General features: G+C 68.6%; 18 protein-coding genes and 2 pseudogenes. 14 read left to right on the forward strand and 6 right to left on the reverse strand.

Annotated elements, in window-relative coordinates:
- The 3 genes and pseudogenes from AC1DCG_RS21085 to hemC form a co-directional block, all read right to left on the reverse strand.
- A pseudogene (locus tag AC1DCG_RS21085) lies at nucleotides 1-250 on the reverse strand (hypothetical protein); the annotation flags it as partial.
- Between the two features lie 44 nt (nucleotides 251-294).
- The gene (locus AC1DCG_RS21090; RefSeq protein WP_477029395.1) at nucleotides 295-1002 is read right to left on the reverse strand and encodes a uroporphyrinogen-III synthase; all 708 of its coding nucleotides are present in this window, start codon (nucleotides 1000-1002) and stop codon (nucleotides 295-297) included.
- On the reverse strand, nucleotides 999-1967 hold the full coding sequence (gene hemC, locus AC1DCG_RS21095; protein WP_477029396.1) for a hydroxymethylbilane synthase: 969 nt from the start codon (nucleotides 1965-1967) through the stop codon (nucleotides 999-1001). The genes AC1DCG_RS21090 and hemC overlap by 4 nt, the downstream gene beginning before the upstream one ends.
- 71 nt (nucleotides 1968-2038) lie before the next feature.
- Between hemC and tsaD the strand changes: the two genes are divergently transcribed.
- The 7 genes from tsaD to AC1DCG_RS21130 all read left to right on the forward strand — a co-directional run bounded on the left by tsaD (nucleotide 2039) and on the right by AC1DCG_RS21130 (nucleotide 7203).
- Complete coding sequence (tsaD, locus tag AC1DCG_RS21100) at nucleotides 2039-3142, forward strand: tRNA (adenosine(37)-N6)-threonylcarbamoyltransferase complex transferase subunit TsaD (protein WP_477029397.1); 1104 nt, start codon at nucleotides 2039-2041, stop codon at nucleotides 3140-3142.
- A complete protein-coding gene (locus tag AC1DCG_RS21105) occupies nucleotides 3139-4131 on the forward strand; it encodes an NAD(P)H-dependent glycerol-3-phosphate dehydrogenase (protein WP_477029398.1) in 993 nt (330 codons plus the stop codon). The genes tsaD and AC1DCG_RS21105 overlap by 4 nt, the downstream gene beginning before the upstream one ends.
- Before the next feature lie 143 nt (nucleotides 4132-4274).
- Nucleotides 4275-4556, forward strand: coding sequence for a YciI family protein (locus tag AC1DCG_RS21110; protein ID WP_477029399.1), 282 nt, complete (start codon nucleotides 4275-4277; stop codon nucleotides 4554-4556).
- 5 nt (nucleotides 4557-4561) lie between these two features.
- On the forward strand, nucleotides 4562-4918 hold the full coding sequence (locus AC1DCG_RS21115; RefSeq protein ID WP_477029400.1) for a Rieske (2Fe-2S) protein: 357 nt from the start codon (nucleotides 4562-4564) through the stop codon (nucleotides 4916-4918).
- 57 nt (nucleotides 4919-4975) lie between these two features.
- The gene (locus AC1DCG_RS21120) at nucleotides 4976-5779 is read left to right on the forward strand and encodes a class I SAM-dependent methyltransferase (RefSeq protein ID WP_165261866.1); all 804 of its coding nucleotides are present in this window, start codon (nucleotides 4976-4978) and stop codon (nucleotides 5777-5779) included.
- Between the two features lie 4 nt (nucleotides 5780-5783).
- Nucleotides 5784-6179, forward strand: a complete 396-nt coding sequence (locus AC1DCG_RS21125) for a hypothetical protein (RefSeq protein WP_477029401.1) — start codon at nucleotides 5784-5786, stop codon at nucleotides 6177-6179.
- Between the two features lie 61 nt (nucleotides 6180-6240).
- Complete coding sequence (locus tag AC1DCG_RS21130) at nucleotides 6241-7203, forward strand: KpsF/GutQ family sugar-phosphate isomerase (protein WP_477029402.1); 963 nt, start codon at nucleotides 6241-6243, stop codon at nucleotides 7201-7203.
- A gap of 121 nt (nucleotides 7204-7324) precedes the next feature.
- On the opposite strand, the gene AC1DCG_RS21135 is transcribed toward AC1DCG_RS21130, so the two are convergent.
- Nucleotides 7325-8074, reverse strand: coding sequence for a creatininase family protein (locus tag AC1DCG_RS21135; RefSeq protein ID WP_477029403.1), 750 nt, complete (start codon nucleotides 8072-8074; stop codon nucleotides 7325-7327).
- A 213-nt stretch (nucleotides 8075-8287) separates the two neighbouring features.
- Between AC1DCG_RS21135 and AC1DCG_RS21140 the strand changes: the two genes are divergently transcribed.
- The 3 genes from AC1DCG_RS21140 to acs all read left to right on the forward strand — a co-directional run bounded on the left by AC1DCG_RS21140 (nucleotide 8288) and on the right by acs (nucleotide 13343).
- Complete coding sequence (locus AC1DCG_RS21140; RefSeq protein ID WP_477029404.1) at nucleotides 8288-9226, forward strand: GAF domain-containing protein; 939 nt, start codon at nucleotides 8288-8290, stop codon at nucleotides 9224-9226.
- Nucleotides 9227-9526: 300 nt separating this feature from the next.
- Entirely contained in the window at nucleotides 9527-11047 is a 1521-nt protein-coding gene (gene adh / locus AC1DCG_RS21145; protein ID WP_477029405.1) for an aldehyde dehydrogenase, read from the forward strand.
- Between the two features lie 343 nt (nucleotides 11048-11390).
- Entirely contained in the window at nucleotides 11391-13343 is a 1953-nt protein-coding gene (gene acs / locus AC1DCG_RS21150; RefSeq protein ID WP_477029406.1) for an acetate--CoA ligase, read from the forward strand.
- Between the two features lie 11 nt (nucleotides 13344-13354).
- Here acs and AC1DCG_RS21155 read toward each other — a convergent pair.
- Nucleotides 13355-13555, reverse strand: a pseudogene (locus tag AC1DCG_RS21155) (hypothetical protein); the annotation flags it as partial.
- A 32-nt stretch (nucleotides 13556-13587) separates the two neighbouring features.
- On the opposite strand from AC1DCG_RS21155, the gene parS reads away from it, so the two are divergent.
- The 3 genes from parS (at nucleotide 13588) to AC1DCG_RS21170 (ending at nucleotide 16235) form a co-directional block, all read left to right on the forward strand.
- Nucleotides 13588-14019, forward strand: a complete 432-nt coding sequence (gene parS, locus AC1DCG_RS21160; RefSeq protein ID WP_477029407.1) for a type II RES/Xre toxin-antitoxin system antitoxin — start codon at nucleotides 13588-13590, stop codon at nucleotides 14017-14019.
- Between the two features lie 99 nt (nucleotides 14020-14118).
- Nucleotides 14119-14511 (forward strand): RES family NAD+ phosphorylase, encoded by a 393-nt coding sequence (locus AC1DCG_RS21165; protein ID WP_477029408.1) that lies wholly within the window; start codon nucleotides 14119-14121, stop codon nucleotides 14509-14511.
- Between the two features lie 65 nt (nucleotides 14512-14576).
- Nucleotides 14577-16235: a lysine--tRNA ligase gene (locus AC1DCG_RS21170; RefSeq protein ID WP_477029409.1), complete on the forward strand. Its 1659-nt coding sequence runs from the start codon at nucleotides 14577-14579 to the stop codon at nucleotides 16233-16235.
- Nucleotides 16236-16305: 70 nt separating this feature from the next.
- Here the strand turns inward: AC1DCG_RS21170 and AC1DCG_RS21175 are convergent, their stop codons facing one another.
- Nucleotides 16306-17301, reverse strand: coding sequence for a toll/interleukin-1 receptor domain-containing protein (locus tag AC1DCG_RS21175; RefSeq protein ID WP_477029410.1), 996 nt, complete (start codon nucleotides 17299-17301; stop codon nucleotides 16306-16308).
- Between the two features lie 215 nt (nucleotides 17302-17516).
- Here AC1DCG_RS21175 and AC1DCG_RS21180 point away from each other — a divergent pair, with 215 nt between their 5' ends.
- Nucleotides 17517-17726: a hypothetical protein gene (locus AC1DCG_RS21180; protein ID WP_477041650.1), complete on the forward strand. Its 210-nt coding sequence runs from the start codon at nucleotides 17517-17519 to the stop codon at nucleotides 17724-17726.
- Nucleotides 17727-17749: the final 23 nt, after the last annotated feature.

Genomic DNA, 17749 nt, shown 5'->3' on the forward strand with positions numbered 1-17749 from the left:
CCGGGACGTCGGCGGCGGGGGCGGCGAAGCCGGCCGCGACCGGGGCCTGGGCCGTCGGCGGCGCCTGCGGCGAGGCGTCCTTGCGGGCGAACCAGGCGGGGCCGAAGCGGGCGATGGCGGCGCCCGCGCCGACGCAGGCGACGCACAGCACGATCATCACCCAGAACATCGGGCCCAGCAGGGGCTTCCGGGCGTAGAGGGCCGGGTCGCTGGGGGCGGCGATTTCGGCGGGGTCGGGGGCGGCGCTCATGGCCTCCATTCGTGCCCCACGCGCGATTTGGGTGCAACTTCGCCTTAAGGCGAGAGCAGGTCGAACAACGCTGTTTCACGGGGGCGCGGCGCGGCGGCCACAGGCCCAAGGCGTCCGTCGGCGCAAAGCGCGGCCAGCGGCGCGGCGACGGCGGGCGACAGGCAGAATGCCTTCAGGCTTGGCGCGGGATGCTCGGTCAGTACGGCGGCGAGCGCCCGGGCGGCCTTGGGCGAGTGCAGCAGCACGGCGCCAAGATCGTCGAGGACCGCCAGGGTTTCGGCCGTAGGGGCGCGCACGACGCTTTCGTAGACGGCGATCGCGCAGGCCTGGATTTCGGCGCGGGCCAGCGGCGAGACAAGGTCGCCGGCCGGTTCCGCGGCGGCCGGATGCAGCACCGCGCCCTCGAAGGCTTCCCGTCGGGCCGCGATCAGGGCGGCCAGGGCGGCCACGTCGCCGTCGGCCGATTCGATGCGCGAGAAGCCGGCCTCGGCCGCCAGGTCGGCGGTGGCCGCGCCGACCGCGAATACCGGCAGGTCGCGCCGGGCGCTGGCCCGGGCGAAGGCGGCCAGGCCGTTGCGGCTGGTGAAGGCCAGGGCCCCGACGCCGGAAAGGTCGGCCGTCCACGGCAGGTCGCGGACCTCCAGCAGCGGGTCGATCAGCGGCGAGAAGCCGAGCGCCGAAAGGCGCGCGGCGGTGGCCTCGGCGCCGGGCCGGGCGCGGGTGATCCAGACGCGGGAAGCGCCCGGGTTCATTCCGTCGGCGCGATGATGGCGTTGCCGCCCTCGGCCTTGACCGCCGCGCCCAGCGAAAGGCCCAGGGCGAGCGCCTGGCCGGCGTCGTCGTCGCCGGTCAGCACCACCTCGCCCTCGTGGCGGACGCGAATAACGCCGTCGGGGCTGAGGGCCTCGACCAGCAGCGACAGGCGCGATCCGTCGAGGCGGCCATAGGCGCCGACGGCCGTGCGGCACGAGCCTTCCAGGGCGTAGAGCGCGCCGCGTTCGGCGGCGACGGCGATGGTGGTGGGGCGGCAGCGGATCGCCGCCAGCCAGGGGGCGTCGACGTCTTCGGCCCGGCTCTCGATGGCCAGGGCGCCCTGGCCCGGCGCGGGCGGCGCGGCCAGCGGGTCGAGCCAGCTTTGCGGGATGTGGCCCATGCCCAGGCGGTTGAGGCCCGACTGGGCCAGCAGGATGGCGTCGGCCTCGCCGCGCTCGAGCTTGGCCAGGCGGGTGTCGACATTGCCGCGCAGCATCACGACGTCGAGGTCGGGGCGCACGTGCAGGGCCTGGGCCTGGCGACGCAAGGAGGCGGTGCCCAGGCGCGCGCCGTGGGGCAGGTCTTCCAGCCGCTGGGCGACCTTGCTGATGAAGGCGTCGCGGGGGTCTTCGCGTTCGGGCGTCGCGGCCAGCACCAGGCCCGGGGGCAGTTCGGCCGGCATGTCCTTCAGAGAATGCACCGCGCAGTCGATGCGGCCGTCGAGCAGGGCCTCCTCGATCTCCTTGGTGAACAGGCCCTTGCCGCCGATCTCCATCAGCCGGCGGTCCTGGATGCGGTCGCCGCTGGTGACGATCGGGATCAGCTGGGCGTAAGCCGCGATCTCTTCGGGGCCGGCGTCCAGCGGCGCGCCGAGGGCGTGGGCGATCCGCGCCTGCATGTGGCCGGACTGGGCGAGCGAGAGCTTGGAGCCGCGCGCGCCGATGCGGATGGGTTGCCGGGACACGGTCTGGACGTTACCTGCATGCGAAAGACAAGCCTTCGCTGCTACAGGAGCGGCGGGAACCCCGCAACCGCATGACAACCCTTACGAAGTTTGGCCTTACGATCCTTGGTCTTGAGACCAGCTGCGACGAGACCGCCGCCTCGGTGGTGCGCCGCAGCCCGGACGGGCGCGTCGAGGTGCTGTCGTCGATCGTCGGCACCCAGTTCGAGCAGCACGCGCCGTTCGGCGGCGTGGTGCCCGAGATCGCCGCCCGCGCCCATGTCGAGGTCATCGACAGCGTCGCCGCCGAGGCGATGCGCGCGGCCGGGATCGGCTATGACGCGCTGGACGGCGTGGCGGCCACGGCCGGCCCCGGCCTGGTCGGCGGGGTGATGGTGGGGCTGGCTTTCGGCAAGGCGGTGGCCCTGGCCCGCGACCTGCCGCTGGTGGCGGTCAACCACCTTGAGGGCCACGCGGTCTCGGCCCGCCTGGGCGCCGAGGTGGCCTATCCCTTCCTGCTGCTGCTGGTCTCGGGCGGGCACTGCCAGCTCTTGGAAGTCGGCGGCGTGGGCGCCTGCAAGCGCCTGGGCACCACGATCGACGACGCGGCCGGCGAAGCCTTCGACAAGATCGCCAAGAGCCTTGGTTTGCCCTATCCCGGCGGTCCGGCGCTGGAGAAGCTGGCCAGGACGGGCGATGCTTCGAAGTACGAACTGCCGCGCGCCTTGCTGGGCCGCAAGGACTGCGACTTCTCGTTCTCGGGCCTGAAGACGGCCGCCGCCCGCATCGCCGCGACGCTGACGACCGAGCAGGAGCGCGCCGACCTGGCCGCCGCCGTGCAGTTCGCCATCGCCCGCCAGCTTTCCGAGCGCACCGACCGGGCCATGAAGCTCTATGCTGCCGATCACGAGGCCGGCGAGCGCCGCTTCGTCGTGGCCGGCGGGGTGGCCGCCAACGGCGCGGTGCGCGCGGCGCTGCTGAAGGTGTGCGAGGACAACGGCTTTTCGTTCGACGCGCCGCCGCTGGCCTACTGCACCGACAACGCCGCCATGATCGCCCTGGCCGGGGCCGAGCGCCTGGCGGCGGGCATTTCCGACGATCTGGACGCCGTGGCGCGTCCCCGCTGGCCCCTCGACGAGGCCGCGGCGTTATCCAATCCGAGCAACAGTTTCGGTCGCAAGGGAGCCAAGGCATGACCTTCACGCACGCGGGCGTCGTCGGCGCCGGGGCCTGGGGCACGGCCCTGGCCCAGGTCGCGGCCCGGGCCGGTCTCCAGGTGACCCTGCAGGCGCGTGAGCCGGAGGTCGTGGCCTCAATCGCCGACAAGCGCGAGAACACGATGTTCCTGCCGGGCGTGACGCTGGAGCCGGCGGTCACCGCCGTCGCCGACATGGCGGGTCTGGCGTCCTGCGACCTGATCCTGGCCGTGCCGCCGGCCCAGCACCTGCGCTCGGCCATGGCGGCCCTCGCCCCGCACCTGAAACCGGGCGTTCCGGTGGTGCTGTGCTCCAAAGGCGTCGAGCAGGGCTCGCTGAAGCTGATGACCGAGGTGGCGGCCGAGGCCCTGCCGGGCGTGGCCATCGCCGTGCTGTCGGGGCCCAGCTTCGCCGGCGAGGTCGCCCGCGGCCTGCCCGCCGCCGCCACCCTGGCCTGCGAGGACGAGGCGCTGGGCAGGAAGATCGTCGAGGCGATCGCCATCCCGACCTTCCGCCCCTACTGGGCCGCCGACGTGATCGGCGCCGAGGCCGGCGGGGCGGTGAAGAACGTGCTGGCCATCGCCTGCGGCATTTCCGAGGGCAAGGGCCTGGGCCGCAACGCTCACGCCGCCCTGATCACCCGCGGCTTCGCCGAGCTGACCCGCCTGGCCGTGGCGGCCGGCGGCAAGGCCGAGACCGTGGCCGGCCTGTGCGGCCTGGGCGACCTGGTGCTCACCTGCTCGTCCAGCCAGTCGCGCAACATGAGCGTCGGCCTGGCGCTTGGCGCGGGCCAGACCCTGGAACAGGCCCTGGCGGGCAAGGTCAGCGTCGCCGAAGGCGTCGCCTCGGCCCCGGCCGTGCGGGCGCTGGCCCGCAAGCTGAACGTCGAGACCCCGATCTGCGAGGCCGTCGCCGCCATCCTGGCCGGCGAGGTCGACGTCGACAGCGCCATCCTCGGCCTGCTCTCGCGGCCGCTGAAGGCGGAATGACCGTGCGTCCTTCGAGGCGCGCCTTCGTCGCGCACCTCAGGATGAGGACCATCTTGCACTGAAATCCCCTCATCCTGAGGCGCCCGCGCAGCGGGCCTCGAAGGACGCAGGGCCTCGCCGAAACAACACGAAGGAAACCGCCCATGCCGCTCTACGCCATCGTCTGCAAGGACAAGCCCGGCGCGCTCGAAACCCGCCTGGCCGTGCGTCCCAAGCACCTGGAATACCTGGCCCAGTCGACCAACCTGAAGCTGGCCGGCGCCCTGCTGAACGACGAGGGCAATCCGATCGGTTCGATCCTGGTGGTCGAGGCCGACGACGTGTCCGTCGCCCAGGCCCAGGCCGACAACGACCCCTATACCGCCGCCGGGATCTTCGAGAGCGTCGAGATCAATCCCTGGCGCCTGGCCGTCGGCGCGCTCTAGGCCCGATGGACGACAATCCCGCCCGCCCCGCGCCCGGCCAGGCGATCTGCGCCCTGGCCGACATCCCCGAGCCGGGCGCGGCGGGCTTTCGGTATCGCGAGGGCGAGGCGATGTTCGCCGGCTTCGTCGTCCGCAAGGACGGCGGGGTGTTCGGCTATGTCGACAGCTGTCCCCACGCCGGCTGGCCGCTGGCCGGGTTCAACGGCCGGTTCCTGACCCGCGAGAACGACCTGATCCTGTGCGCCGGCCACGCGGCCCTGTTCCGCATCGCCGACGGCGCCTGCGTGGCGGGGCCGTGCGGCGGCAAGCACCTGACGCCGTGGCCGATCCGGGTGGAGGCGGGGCAGGTCTTCGCGGCCTGACCCTTCCTTAACCGATGGTCGGTTAGGGTTCCTCGACCTTGAGAGGAGCGCGCCGCCATGGCCGACGGAACGACCCCCGCCCAGACCGGCGCCTTCGACGCCGAACTGACCGACGCCGTCGACGCGCGGGGCGCGGGCGCCAAGCTCCGCTCGCTGGGCAAGATCAATCCGCGCCTGGCCCCGCAGCTGGCCCGCACCATGCTGGGCAAGGCCCGCGACAACGACAGCGCCGGCGCCTTCTCCACCTACTGCGAGGCCAAGGGCTTCGAGTTCACCTCGGCCTGGGCGGCCAACAACATTCCGTTCGTGGCCCCGCTGCTGCGCGACTTCATGGCCAAGCGCCCGGCCGACGGCCCCAAGGTGCGCTACATGGAGATCGGCGCCTATGAGGGCCGGAACCTCGCCTTCATGGACTGGATGTTCCCCGACCGCCTCGACGTGACGGTGATCGATCCCTGGTTCGACGAGGGCCTGAACCCGGAAGAGAAGTATCTGGCCGTCGAGCCGCGCTTCCACCGCAACATGGCCCGCACCACCTTCGGCAAGGTGGCGACCCACAAGGGCTTCTCGACCTACGAACTGCCCAAGATGCTGCAGGCGGGCGACAAGTTCGACCTGATCTATGTCGACGGCAGCCACACCGCCCTGGCGGTGATGATCGACCTGTGCTGCTGCGCCAGCCTGCTGGAGGTGGGCGGCATGATGGTGCTCGACGACTACTGGCACGACATCAGCGAGATCGGCGGCCCGGGCGTGAAGCAGGCGGTGGATCACTTCCACGCCGCCTTCGGCCGCTATTTCGAGGTCGCGGCGGTCTATCGCCAGGTGGCCCTGGTCAAGACGGCCGAGATCCCGCGCTAGCCTCTTGAGCCCGGACGACCTGCACGCTCTGGAAGCCTGCGACGACGCGCGCGAGCGCAACGCCATGGCCCTGCGCCTGGCCGATGCGCGCAAGCCGGGCCTGGACGCGGTGCTGGCTCGCCTGATCCTGCGGCCCGACCTCGCCGGCCAGCGGGGCACGCTGGTTCACGCCCTGGCCATGTACGACTGCGGCCCGCACCTTGGCCTGCTGGTCGACCTCGCGATCGAGGGCGGCCTCGAGGTCGCGCACGAGGCCTTCTCCGCCCTGAACGGGATCGACCATGTCGACGGCGAGGCGGTGGCCGAGGCCTTCGCGCGGCTGCAGGCCGCTCGCGCCGCCGGACCGGCCGAGGCCTGGCGGCGGGACCTGCTGGCCGACCTGGCCGAGCTCTTCGAGTAGCCCTCGGCCTCGCTCAACCGCGCGCGGGCTGATATGGGCTGCGCACGGAGTTTCTGACCACATGACCGATACGATTTCCGACGCCGTGGCCGTGGGCCGCCGGGTGCTGAGCATCGAGGCTCAGGCCCTGAACCAGATGGCCGACGGCCTGGGCGAGGCCTTCGCGCGCGCGGTGCAGGTGATGCACGACGCCAAGGGCCGCATCGTCTGCACCGGCATGGGCAAGTCGGGCCACGTGGCGCGCAAGATCGCCGCCACCCTGGCCTCGACCGGCAGCCAGGCGATGTTCGTCCATCCGGCCGAGGCCAGCCACGGCGACCTGGGCATGATCGGTCCCGACGACGTGGTGCTGGCGCTGTCGAAATCGGGCGAGGCCCGCGAGCTGGCCGACACGCTGGCCTACTGCAAGCGCTTCTCCATTCCGCTGATCGCCATCACGGCGGTGGCGACCAGCCAGCTGGGCCAGGCCGGCGACGTGCTGCTGCTGCTGCCCGACGCGCCGGAAGCGACGGCGGAGGTCAATGCGCCGACCACCTCGACCACCCTGCAGATCGCCCTGGGCGACGCGCTGGCCGTGGCGCTGCTGGAAAGCCGCGGCTTCACCGCCAGCGACTTCCGCGTCTTCCATCCGGGCGGCAAGCTGGGGGCGGTGCTGCGCACCGTGGCCGACCTGATGCACGGGCAGGACGAGCTGCCGCTGATCGGGGAGGGCGCGCCGATGAGCGAGGCCCTGCTGGTGATGAGCCAGAAGCGTTTCGGCGCGGTGGGCGTGGTCGACGGCGCCGGCGCGCTGGTCGGCCTGATCACCGACGGCGACCTGCGCCGCCACATGGACGGCCTGATGACCCATGTCGCCGGCGAAGTGATGACCAAGGGCCCGCTGGTGATCGGCCCCCACGCGCTGGCGGCCGAGGCCCTCAAGGTGATGAACGAGCGCCGGATCACCGTGCTGTTCGTCGTCGAGGGCGGCAGCCCGGTGGGCGTGCTGCACGTGCACGACCTGCTGCGGGCGGGGGTTATCTGAATAGATCCTCCCCCTTCGGGGGAGGTGGCCCAGAGGGCCGGAGGGGGCTGGCGCGGCGAATGCCGAGCAACCCCCTCAGTCGCTTCGCGACAGCTCCTCCAGAAGGGGAGCATTTCTGGCGTTACGGCCGTGCCTCGCCGCCGAACGCCGCCAGGTCCTTGATCAGCGACACCACGGCCTGTTCCACCAGTTCGCCGCCCTTTTCGGGCGTGGCCAGGGCGGGGTCCGAGCCCATGCGGCCGTCGGCGTAGCGGGCGCGGAAGTCCAGGGCCTCGCGGATCGGGCCGGTGGGGGCGATCTTGGGCTCGTACTCAGCGGTCTTGATGCTGTCGGGATAGCCCCACTGGGTCACGGCGATCTCGGACGGCGTGGCGTGGCTGCCGTGGCCGACCGGGAATTGGCGCATGGCCAGGGCGTTGACGCCGTCGAGGTCCCACCAGTTCTTCAGCTTCATGGCGAAGGGGCAGCGCTCCTTGCGGAAGCTGTACTCGGCGTAGATTTCCGAAAAGGCCGCCTCGATGGTGGCGACGTTGCCGCCGTGGCCGTTGAGGAAATAGATCTTCTCGAACCCGTGGGCGCCTAGCGAGCGCGTCCAGTCGCCGATGGCGGCCATGAAGGTCGACGGGCGCAGGAAGATGGTGCCCGGGAAGGCCAGATGGTGCTGGGCCATGCCGACATTGAAGGTCGGCGCCACCAGCACCTCGTCCGAACGCTTGGAGGCCTCGTGGGCGATGATCTCGGGGCACAGCCAGTCGGTGCCCAAAAGGCCCGTCGGCCCGTGCTGCTCGTTGGAGCCGATCGGTACGATCACCGTCTTCGAACGCTGGAGGAAGGCTTCGATCTCGGGCCAGGTCGAGAGGGCGAGCAGCATGGCGGGGTACTCCGGAAGGCGTCGGCGGCCGGGGTTGCGACCGGCCTTGCCAGCGCTTTACGCCCGAAGTCGGGCTTCGCCGACCCCCAATCTGCCCGAACGGCGTGCGGCCGAGCCGCGGCGCACTCGACCTGCGCGTGCTTGCCCCCGGGCGCCTGCCGCGCGCAAGGTGCCGGCCCGGCGTCATGCAGAACGCCGGGGAGGAGACCGCTGATGGCCCAAGCCCACGCCCGGGACGTGCTGGCCGTGCTCGACGGCGCGGGGCCGGCCCTGTCGCCGGTGGCGGCGTCCTGGCGGCGCAGCTTGGTGCTGCACGGCCTGGATCCCGAGAACCGCAAGGCCCCCGAAACCCTCTCCGAGCGCGAGCTGCTGGAGGCCCAGGAGCGCATGGGCGCCCTGCGCGCGGCGGCGTCCGACACGCTGGACGCCCTGTTCCAGGCCGTCGGCGCGCAAGGCTCGTGCGTGCTGCTGACCGACAGCGTCGGCGTGCCGGTCGACCGCCGGGGCGCGGCGGCCGACGATCCGGTGTTCCACCGCTGGGGCCTGTGGACGGGCGCGGTGTGGAGCGAGGCCAGCGAAGGCACCAACGGCATCGGCACCTGCATCGCCGAGCAGCGCACCCTGACCATCCACCGCGACCAGCACTTCCACACCCGCAACATCGGCCTTTCCTGCACCGTCGCGCCGCTGTTCGACCCGCAGGGGCGGCTGGCGGGCGCTCTGGACGTCTCGTCCTGCCGGCAGGGGCTGGAGGGCATGACCGGGCTGATGGAGGCGGTGGTCAACGACGCGGCTCGGCGCATCGAGTCCAGGGCCTTCCGCGAGGCCTTCCCCGGCGCGCGCATCGTGCTGCTGGCCGACGGCCGCGCCGACCGCGCCTCAACCCCGATGCTGGCTGTCGACGCCGACGACGTCGTCATCGGCGCCACCCGCGCCGCCCGCCAGGCCCTGGAGCTGACCGACGACAAGCTGCGGCGCGGCCTGCCCTCGCCCGATCGCGGCGCCGACCTGGAAGACGCCGAACGCGCCGCGGTGCGTCGGGCGCTGGGGGCGGCCGGCGGCAACGTCTCCGCCGCCGCGACCGCGCTGGGCGTCAGCCGCGCGACGCTGCACCGCAAGATCAACCGGCTTGGGCTGGGGCGGGGTAACTGAACCCTCTCTCTAGGAGAGAGGGAGGGGCCCGCCGCGCAGCGGTGGGAGGGTGAGAGGTTTCACCCTTTCCGGAAAGACCACGGCCCCGCGCTTCAACCTGACACGCTGAAACCCCTCACCCTCCCAGGCTATCGCCTGGGCCCCTCCCTCTCCCTCTGGGAGAGGGTCTTTAGAAGCCGCCTCCACCTGTCGCAAACCTGAGACACCCCGTACCGGTCTCCGCCGCCGTCCCGCTCCAGATCAAAAATCCGGGCGCAAGCTCCTCCCTGCGACGCCGAACACGGCGCGACGGAGGAAACCATGACCAAGCCCGAGTTCATCGACTCGCTGTCCCGCCCGCCGTTCAAGGCGCGCTACGACAACTTCATCGGCGGCCAGTGGGTCGCCCCGGCCGAAGGCCGTTACTTCGACAACGCCTCGCCGATCACCGGCCGCAAGATCTGCGAGATCGCCCGCTCGCAGGCCGAAGACGTCGAGCGCGCCCTGGACGCCGCCCACGCCGCCAAGGACGCCTGGGGCAGGACCAGCGCCGCCGACCGCTCGCGGATCCTGCTGAAGATCGCCGACCGCATGGAGGAGAACCTCGCCGTCCTGGCCAACGCCGAGACCTGGGACAACGGCAAGCCGATCCGCGAGACCACGGCCGCCGACCTGCCGCTGGCCATCGACCACTTCCGCTATTTCGCCGGCTGCCTGCGCAGCCAGGAAGGCGCGATCTCCGAGATCGACCACGACACCATCGCCTATCACTTCCACGAACCGCTGGGCGTGGTCGGCCAGATCATCCCGTGGAACTTCCCGCTGCTGATGGCCTGCTGGAAGCTGGCTCCCGCGCTCGCGGCCGGCAACTGCGTGGTGCTGAAGCCCGCCGAGCAGACCCCGGCCTCGATCATGGTGCTGTTCGAGCTGATCGGCGACCTGCTGCCGCCGGGCGTGGTCAATGTGGTCAACGGTTTCGGCCTGGAGGCGGGCAAGCCGCTGGCGTCCAGCCCGCGCATCGCCAAGATCGCCTTCACCGGCGAGACGAGCACCGGGCGCCTCATCATGCAGTACGCCAGCCAGAACCTGATCCCGGTGACGCTGGAGCTGGGCGGCAAGTCGCCCAACATCTTCTTCGCCGACGTGGCCGCGCAGGATGACGACTATCTCGACAAGGCGCTGGAAGGCTTTGCGATGTTCGCCCTGAACCAGGGCGAGGTCTGCACCTGCCCCAGCCGTGCGCTGGTGCAGAAGTCGATCTACGACAAGTTCATGGAGAAGGCGCTGAAGCGCGTGCAGGCGGTGGTGCAGGGCAATCCGCTGGATCCCGCCACCATGATCGGCGCCCAGGCCTCCGAGGAGCAGCTGAATAAGATCCTCGGCTACATGGACGTGGGCCGCAACGAGGGCGCGCGCCTGCTGACCGGCGGCTCTCGCACCGTGCTGCCCGGCCAGCTGGCCGACGGGTTCTATGTCGAGCCCACTGTGTTCGAGGGCCACAACAAGATGCGGATCTTCCAGGAGGAGATCTTCGGCCCCGTCCTGGCGGTGACCGCCTTCGAGACCGAGGAAGAGGCGCTGGAGATCGCCAACGACACCGCCTTCGGTCTCGGCGCCGGGGTGTGGACCCGCGACGGCGCGCGCGCCTACCGCTTCGGGCGCGGCATCCAGGCCGGCCGGGTGTGGACCAACTGCTACCACGCCTATCCGGCCCACGCGGCCTTCGGCGGCTACAAGCAGTCGGGCGTGGGCCGCGAGACCCACAAGATGATGCTCGACCACTATCAGCAGACCAAGAACCTGCTGGTCAGCTACAGCGCCAAGGCGCTGGGCTTCTTCTAGGACCCACTTTTTCTTCCCGTCATTCCCGCCCTTGTGGCGGGAACCCCTCTATCCGCTGCAAGTGCAGAAGGGGCGGCGCGCTAAGCGCGCCGCTTGCTACGCCCTTGCGGGCTGAACCAGGGTTTCCCGCCACAAGGGCGGGAATGACGGGCTGATAGGGTGGGCGCTAGGAGCTCCAAAACCGACAAATCGAACAAGACCAACTTTCTGTCGTCAGAAACAGAATTGGTCTGCTTGCGCGGGGGGTGATGCTTCGCATACTCCCGCTCGCAAGACGACGACTGACGCAGCGGCAAGACCGCTGGCGACGACAAGATCGACTGAAGAGACGTTAGGGAGACGCGTGGTGAGCGACGGACAGCTGTTTCCGGTGCCGGAAGACTGGGCGGGCAAGGCCCATATCGACGCCGAGGGCTACGAGGCCGCCGTGGCCCGCGTCGAAAGCGACCCCGAGGGCTATTGGCGCGATCTCGCCGCCCGCCTCGACTGGATCAAGGCCCCGACGAAGATCAAGAACGTCTCCTACGCCAAGGACGACTTCCGCATCCGCTGGTACGAGGACGGGGTGCTGAACGTCAGCGCCAACTGCATCGACCGCCATCTGCCGCACCGCAAGGACGACGTCGCCCTGATCTTCGAGGGTGACGAGCCGGGCGTCTCCGACAAGATCACCTACTGCCAGCTGCACGACCAGGTCTGCCGCATGGCCAATGTGCTGAAGGACCTGGGCGCCAGGAAGGGCGACCGGATCACCATCTACCTGCCGATGGTGCCCGTGGCGGCGATCGCCATGCTGGCCTGCGCGCGCATCGGCGCCATCCATTCGGTGGTGTTCGGCGGCTTCTCGCCCGACAGCATCGCCGGCCGCATCCAGGATTGCGACTCGCGCCTGGTCATCACCGCCGACCAGGGCCGTCGCGGCGGCAAGACCGTGCCGCTGAAGGCCAATATCGACGAGGCCCTGACCCACTGCCCGCAGGTCGAGAAGGTGCTGATGGTCCGCTGGACCGGCGCCGACGTGCCGGTGGTCGAAGGTCGCGACGTGATCTGGAACGACGTCAGGGACGCGGCGTCGCCCGACTGCACGCCTGAGCCGATGAACGCCGAGGATCCGCTGTTCATCCTCTACACCTCCGGCTCGACGGGTAAGCCCAAGGGCGTGCTGCACACCACCGGGGGGTACCTGGCCTGGGCCAGCTGGACCTTCGAGTCGGTGTTCGACTACCGCCCCGGCGAAATCTTCTGGTGCACCGCCGACGTGGGCTGGGTCACCGGCCACAGCTACGTGGTCTACGGCCCGCTGGCCAACGGCGGGACCAGCCTGATCTTCGAGGGCGTGCCCAACTACCCGACCCCGTCGCGCTTCTGGGACGTGGTCGACAAGCACAAGGTCGAGATCTTCTACACCGCGCCCACGGCCCTGCGCGCCCTGATGCGCGAGGGCGACGAGCACGTTCTGAAGAACGACCTGTCGTCGCTGCGCCTGCTGGGCAGCGTCGGCGAGCCGATCAATCCGGAAGCTTGGCTCTGGTATCATCGCGTGGTCGGCAAGGACCGCCTGCCGATCGTCGACACCTGGTGGCAGACCGAGACCGGCGGCATCCTCGTCTCGCCGCTGCCGGGCGCCACCGACCTCAAGCCGGGCTCGGCCACCAAGCCGCTGCCGGGCGTGAAGCTGCAGCTGGTCGACGCCGAGGGCGCCGTGCTTGAGGGCGCGACCGAGGGCAACCTCGTGATCACCGACAGCTGGCCGGGCCAGATGCGCACGGTCTATGGCGACCACCAGCGCTTCTTCGAGACCTATTTCTCGACCTATCCCGGCAAGTACTTCACCGGCGACGGCTGCAAGCGCGACGCCGACGGCTACTACTGGATCACCGGCCGGGTCGACGACGTCATCAACGTCTCGGGCCACCGCCTGGGCACGGCCGAGATCGAGAGCGCCCTGGTGGCCCACGAAGCCGTCGCCGAGGCCGCGGTGGTCGGCTATCCGCACGACATCAAGGGCCAGGGCGTCTACGCCTATGTCACCCTGAAGGCCGACGCGGTCGCCACCGAGGAACTGCGCAAGCAGCTGGTGCTGTGGGTGCGTCACGAGATCGGCCCCTTCGCCGCGCCGGACGTCCTGCAATGGGCGCCCGGCCTGCCCAAGACCCGCTCGGGCAAGATCATGCGCCGCATCCTGCGCAAGATCGCCGAGAACGCGGTCGACGCCCTGGGCGACACCTCGACCCTGGCCGATCCGTCTGTGGTCGACGACCTGGTGCGCAACCGGGCGGGCGCGAAGGTGGCGTAACCCCAAGTCCGTCATCCCGGGCGAAGGACCGCACAGCGGGCCGTAGACCCGGGACCCAGGGGCCGGCGCAATGCGGCTGTGTCTGCGAAGGGGCAGTCTGAATACCGCTCCCAGTCCCCTGGGTCCCGGCTCTCCGCTGTGCTCCGGCCGGGATGACGAGGGAGTGGGTGTGGAACTTGTCCACAGCCCGCCTTCGGCCTATATTCAAAACGCTGCTGATGTAGCGGCGTTTGGTTGGCATCGCATGGCCACGGTTGTGAAAATCCAAGAACTGCTTGGCGGTGAGGCGGTAACAGGCCCGCTGGCTACGGAGTTCGACGTGGTCCGGCTGGTCCGCAGGGGCCTGCCGGTCGCTTCGGTTGATGGCTTCCTGGCGGCCACGCATCAGCCGTTCTCGGCCATCGAGCCCTATGTGATGCCGCGGCGCACCTTCAATCGCCGCCGGGACGCCGACCAGCCGCTGGATCCGGCCGAGTCTGACCGCATGGTGCGGATCGCCCGCATGGTGGCGGCCGCCGAGGACGTGCTGGGCGACCAGGAGCGCGCCTGGCGCTGGCTGGAGCGGCCCAATCGTACGCTGGAAGGCCAGACGCCGATCTCGATGGCCGACACCGATCTCGGCGCCCAGGGCGTCGAGCGGCTGCTGGGCCAGATCGCCCACGGCCTGGCGGCTTGAGACGTGCATTTGACGTAGCACGCCATGCGGTATGAATCCGAAGGCGGATCACTTCTGAGGGTTCGTCGATGACCGTCCATCGCATCGCCAAGGCCGCCCATGTCGGCCTGGACGGGGGGGGCTCGGCTCTACGGCGGGCGCTGGAACTCGCCCGGGCGGCCGATGCTCTACACCGCCGCCAGCCCGAGCCTGGCCGTGCTGGAGGTTCTGGTGCATCTCGACCTGGCGCCTGACCTGCTGCCGCTGGACTACCGCCTGCTGTGGATCTACGTGCCCGACAATGCGCCGAGTGTGGCGCTGGACACGCCGCCGGGTGACAGCGTGACGGTCGGTGACGCCTTCCTGGCAGCCGGCGAGGCGCTGTGTCTGCGCGTGCCTAGCCAGGTGGTGCCCCAGGAGATCAATACGCTGATCAATCCACGCCATCCGGCCTTCGTCGGCGTCCGGGTTGAGCGCGAGGAGCCGTTCCGGTTCGATCCGCGTCTGTTCTGACAAGCGGTGTGTCTGTGATCCCCACGCCCTAGCCTCATTCCCCGCCAGGGTTTATACGCGCGGCCATGTTTGAAGGCCTCTCCCCCCTCGCCCGCGAAGCCCGCTCCTGGCCGTTCGAGCAGGCGCGCGCCACCATCGCCCGCGTCCTGCGCGTGCGCCTCCCCGACCGCGCCGACCAGGACGCTGCGAAAGCCCTGATCGACGCCGGCAAGACCGACGAGGCGGTGAAAGCCTATCCGGCCCTTTCCAAGGCCGTGATCTTCGAGACCGGCTATGGCCCGTCCGGTCTGCCGCACCTGGGCACGTTCGGTGAAGTGGCGCGCACGACCATGGTGCGCCAGGCCTTCCGCGCGCTGGTCGACGACCACATCCCGACCCGCCTGATCGCTTTCAGCGACGACATGGACGGCCTGCGCAAGGTTCCGGACAACATCGAGAACAAGCAGCCGCTGATCGAGGACCTGGGCAAGCCGCTGACGGTCGTCCGCGACCCCTTCGGCACCCATGACAGCTTCGGCGCCCACAACAACGCCCGCCTGCGCGCCTTCCTCGACAGCTTCGGCTTCGAGTACGAGTTCGTCAGCTCGACGGAATGCTACAAAGGCGGCCTGTTCGACGAGACGCTGCTGACGGCCCTGGCGCGTTTCGACGCCATCCAGAAGGTCATGCTGCCGACCCTGGGCGAAGAGCGCCGCGCCACCTATTCGCCGTTCCTCCCGGTCAGCCCGACCACCGGCAAGGTGCTGCAGGTTCCGACCCTGGAGCGCAACGTCGAGAAGGGCACGATCGTCTTCGAGGACGAGGACGGCTCCAAGGTCGAGGTCCCGGTCACCGGCGGCCACGTGAAGATGCAGTGGAAGCCCGACTGGGCCATGCGCTGGACCGCCCTGGGCGTCGACTACGAGATGAGCGGCAAGGACCTGATCGACTCGGTCAAGGCCTCCAGCGCGATCTGCAAGGCCCTGGGCGGCGTTCCGCCCGAAGGCTTCAACTACGAGCTCTTCCTGGACGAGAACAACCAGAAGATCTCCAAGTCCAAGGGCAACGGCCTGTCGATGGAGGACTGGCTGCGCTACGGCGCGCCGGAAAGCCTGTCGTACTACATGTTCCAGAGCCCCAAGTCGGCCAAGAAGCTCTATTTCGACGTCATCCCCAAGGCGACGGACGAGTACCTGCAGCAACTGGACGCCTTCGGCCGCCAGGAAGGCGCCAAGCAGCTCGACAACCCGGTCTGGCACATCCACGCCGGCAAGCCGCCGGAGCAAGGCTCGCCGGTGTCGTTCAGCCTGATGCTGAACCTGGTGTCGGCCGCCGACGCCTCGACCAAGGAGATCCTCTGGGGCTTCCTGTCGCGCTACATCCCGGGCGCGTCGGCGGAAACCCAGCCGCTGCTCGACCGCCTGGCCGGCTATGCGATCAACTACTACGAGGACTTCGTCAAACCGACGAAGACCTTCCGCGCCCCGACCGACCAGGAACGCGCCGCGATCCTCGACCTGCTGGCCAAGCTGAAGGCCATGCCGGCCGGCACCCAAGACGCCGAGCTGATCCAGAACGAGGTGTTCGAGGTCGGCAAGACCCACGGCTTTGATCCCCTACGCGCCTGGTTCCAGGCCCTGTACGAAGTGCTGCTCGGCCAGAGCCAGGGCCCGCGCTTCGGCTCGTTCGCGGCGATCTTCGGGATCGATCGCACGATCGCCCTGATCGAAGAGAAGCTGGGCTAGGGAATGTCGCCCCTCTACCCCCTACCTTATCGGTAGGGGGTAAATGCCCAACTTTGAGGTTGCCTCAGGTCTAGCTTTGCTTTGTTGCTTGCTCTATCTCTTCAGCGATGGATTCTTGTATAGAATCTAATCGTAGCGAGATCGCGCGATCGACAAAGTGCGGCAATTCCATAATTAACATATGATTGGATTTACTGCCTCCGATTAGTCGATCGCTAATCGGGTTGCGCGTGGATTGTTTTATGATCCTCATTAGGCGTCGTCCGATCTCGCGAGCATCATCCTCGCTAGCTGTCTTGAGCTCGCGGTAAGACTCAATAAGAATTTCCGACAACCATGGAATGCGATCTCTTATGAGGCCGGCAATCATCAAAAGAGACATATCGCTTTCACGCATGTCCACGAACGTGTGCATCATTTCGTTCATCGTCCTGGGGTCCAAATCCCAGTGCTTTGGCGAACGATAACGAATTTCTCTTTCCAATATTTCGGGCGAAAAGTCGTTCATTCTGGCGCCGAGGCCTCGGACTTGGGATACCAGGTCCTCAAGTATGTCTGCTTGGGGGCGCATGTGCTTGTCTGAGGGTTCTTGGTCAGGTATTTCGTCTAGTTTCGTCTGAAGTTGCGGCCAAAGAGCCGGAACGAGTTGATTTATTGTCGCATCTGCCGCCTTATTTTCTGCGACTGCATTGATGGCTTTGACTACGTCCATCAAACCCTGCTGATCCACTTTGAGGGCTTGAAATTGCGAGAGCGGCCCGCTCAGGTCGCTTAATTCAAGCCCGAAGAGTAGCGGTATCACCTTCGCATCAAGCATGGATTTTGAGAGGGCTCCTGCCTCAAACAGGATCCATTCGGATCGAAGATTTTCCGGCGTAATGCAAAGGATTCCGAAATTTGAGGATTCAAGTTCGCCTGCGATGGCTTGAGCCCAGCGTTCTCCGGCTGAAATGTCTTTTTCGGAAACCCATGGCTTCGCATATTGCAGTATCAGGGGGAGCCATTCTTTGAGAGCGATGGCTAGCGCTTTGCTGCGCTTTCCGCTCCAGCTAATGAATATCTTCATTACCCCCCCCCCCCCTCCGGCGGATTGGATCTGACTGCTCTATCTCAACATCAGGGTGGGAGGGGGTTCAAGGTCGGATTTGCGCGCATTCTCCGTGGCGGCCGCCGTCCTGCGACACCGTGCCTCGTTTCATGAACGCTTTCTGAATTTCGAATTAAGGGTTTGTGCGAACTTCGGAGTCTAGGCTCGGAACCATCAGAACCAGGAATAGTCCGATGGCTTCCTTCACGCTTCGCCCGCACGATCGTTCGGAATTCGACTCCCTGATCGGCGGCATCGCTTCGCAGTTCCCCGGCGCCCGCATCGAGGCCGCCCACAACGACACCTGGGCCTCCTACCGGGTCGACGTGTCGTGCGAGGATCCCCGCGCCGCGGCGCTGCGCGACTGGCTCAACGGCCACCACRCCGACTGCCCGCGTACCTGAGGCGAGCGTTCCCCGATAAGTGC

This window comes from Caulobacter sp. 10L414 (assembly GCF_056395525.1).